The organism is Dietzia sp. DQ11-71 (assembly GCF_014144995.1).
GTDB lineage: Bacteria > Actinomycetota > Actinomycetes > Mycobacteriales > Mycobacteriaceae > Dietzia > Dietzia kunjamensis.
The window spans coordinates 1-2,071 of the sequence record NZ_JAALDT010000286.1 but is presented as its reverse complement, the minus strand read 5'-3'; the positions used below and the strand labels follow the sequence as shown (position 1 = coordinate 2,071).

General features: G+C 67.3%; 2 protein-coding genes. One reads left to right on the top strand and one right to left on the bottom strand.

Annotation, left to right across the window (positions count from 1 at the left end):
* Positions 1 to 444: 444 nt before the first annotated feature.
* Positions 445 to 756, bottom strand: a complete 312-nt coding sequence (locus G6023_RS10625) for a putative quinol monooxygenase (RefSeq protein WP_003941073.1) — start codon at positions 754 to 756, stop codon at positions 445 to 447.
* A gap of 107 nt (positions 757 to 863) precedes the next feature.
* Here G6023_RS10625 and G6023_RS10620 point away from each other — a divergent pair, with 107 nt between their 5' ends.
* Positions 864 to 1,805, top strand: a complete 942-nt coding sequence (locus G6023_RS10620) for a GlxA family transcriptional regulator (protein ID WP_182635426.1) — start codon at positions 864 to 866, stop codon at positions 1,803 to 1,805.
* Positions 1,806 to 2,071 lie beyond the last annotated feature (266 nt).

Here is a 2,071-nt window from a genome sequence, read left to right as displayed (position 1 = left end):
TGGCGTAGGAACCTCCATCGTCGGGAGACCTCGACGTCTATCTGCGGACCGACGCGCCCGGCCGACCTACACCGTCATCTGAGAAGACCCCTGAAACGTCTTCGACGACGACGGGACCGGCGAGGAAGAGGGCGCGGTGAGCTAAAGGAATGGAGCTTGCTCGGCTTGGACGCCGCCGCAAGCTCCGGTGAAACGGTCGGTACTGGTCGGTCGTCGTCGGTCACCACCGGATGGCGGCGCCCCCCACGCTCAGCGCTGGCCTCACGGCTCTGCCCGACACCGACGTCGCTCTCCTCTGCGACGGACCCCTCGCCGGCTGAGCGCTCGCGGCCGGCATCCTGTCCGTGTGCCGATAGGCCTCGCACCGCTCGGCAACGCAGCGTGGCGTTGCGTCGCGACCTGGCGACGGCTCGGCGGGGCGCGATCGTCTCGTGCGTTGGCGGACTACGGGAGCTTGGACGCGAGGACGTCGGCCGCCAGGATCTCGGGTGCTGCGCCGAGGAGGTGCTGGTTGGCCATCAGGGCTGCGACGATGGCGCCGTTGGCGTGGGCGTCGCGAGCGGCCTCGTCGGGGAATGCATCGAAGATCCAGAAGGTGTCGGCGTGGGTCCTGACCGCGAACCAGACAATCGTTCCTACTTCTTCGTTGGCGAGCGCGACAGCGCCGGCGAGCAGATCGGCGAGCGCGTCGTGCTGTCCATCGGCCGCGACGATCTTGGCGACGAAGGCATACGGAAGTGATGCGGGTGTGGACATGAGGGACTCTCCTTGAAATCGGGGTTCTTCGTGGGACGAGTTCAGCGTATGACGAGCGAGGGCCGGTGGGGAGTGGCGTATACGGCAGTATTGCTATTGTTTACGTCATGCGTATCGGACTGATCGCGATCGACGGCTGCTTCGGTTCGGCTGTCGCGTCGATCATCGACATCGTGCGGGTGGCCGACGGAGCCCGCGGCGATGTCGACCCGCGGATCGACCCGATCGAACTCGCCATCCTCGGACCGAAACGGCGAGTGACCACGACGGCATCGATGACCCTGTCGGTGGACCACCCGCTGTCGGAGTCCGGAGAGTTCGACGTGGTCGTCGTCCCTGCGCTTGGAACCCTTACGGCCGCCGCTACCAACGACGCCCTCCAGAGCCGAGATGCTCGTTCGGTCATCGCCTCGCTCGGGCGCCTCGACGACGCGACCACCCGGATCGCCGCGGCGTGCACCGGCGTGTTCGCTGTCGCCGAGACCGGACGGATGCATCATCGGCGGGCGACGACCAGCTGGTTCCTGGGGCCGGAGTTCCTGAAGCGCTATCCGACCGTCGCCCTCGATCTCGACACCATGGTCGTCGTGGACGGGAACCTCGTCACCGCCGGCGCCGCGTTCGCCCACATCGACCTCGCGCTCTCACTCGTGCGATCGATCAGCCCCGACCTGGCCCAACATGTCGCCAAGCTCCTCATCATCGACGAGCGTCCGTCGCAGGCGGCCTTCGTCGCCTACGAACATCTCCGGCACGAGGACCCGATCGTCGTCGAGTTCGAACGCTTCGTGCGCGCCCGCCTGGACGAACCGTTCAACGTCGCCTTCGTCGCGCAGTCGCTCTGCACCAGCCGGCGCACCCTCGAACGACGAGTCCGTGCGGCGCTCAACCTCACTCCGCTCGGCTTCGTCCAACGGCTTCGCATCGAACGAGCTCGGCACCTCTCAGCAACCACGGACCTCACCTCCGCCGAGATCGCGCTACGGGTCGGCTACGCGAACGCCGAGACTCTGCGCTCCCTCCTGCGCAGGGAGCGACGCCGTTCCTGACCTATCGCCATGCCTGTAGCCGGTGTCCTAGCGCTCGGTTGGAACCACCTCTCAGCACGTCGCGTCGACGCTCCTGCGTCGCCCCTGGACGACCCACTCGACACGCCCGCAGTACAGGCCGTGTGACGTGCCCCAGCTTCCCGGACGGTCGGGGTTGGGTGGCTGTGATGTCGCTGCGTTCTCGTCGAGGGGGTCAGCAGACCCGATCAGGGTCGATTGGGATGAGCCGCGAAGGCGGTGAGGTCAGGGCGGCCGAAGCCGGCCGG

Coding starts and splice junctions, on each gene's coding strand:
- G6023_RS10625 (WP_003941073.1), bottom strand. CDS start 756: ATGTCCACACCCGCATCACTTCCGTATGCCTTCGTCGCCAAGATCGTC.
- G6023_RS10620 (WP_182635426.1), top strand. CDS start 864: ATGCGTATCGGACTGATCGCGATCGACGGCTGCTTCGGTTCGGCTGTC.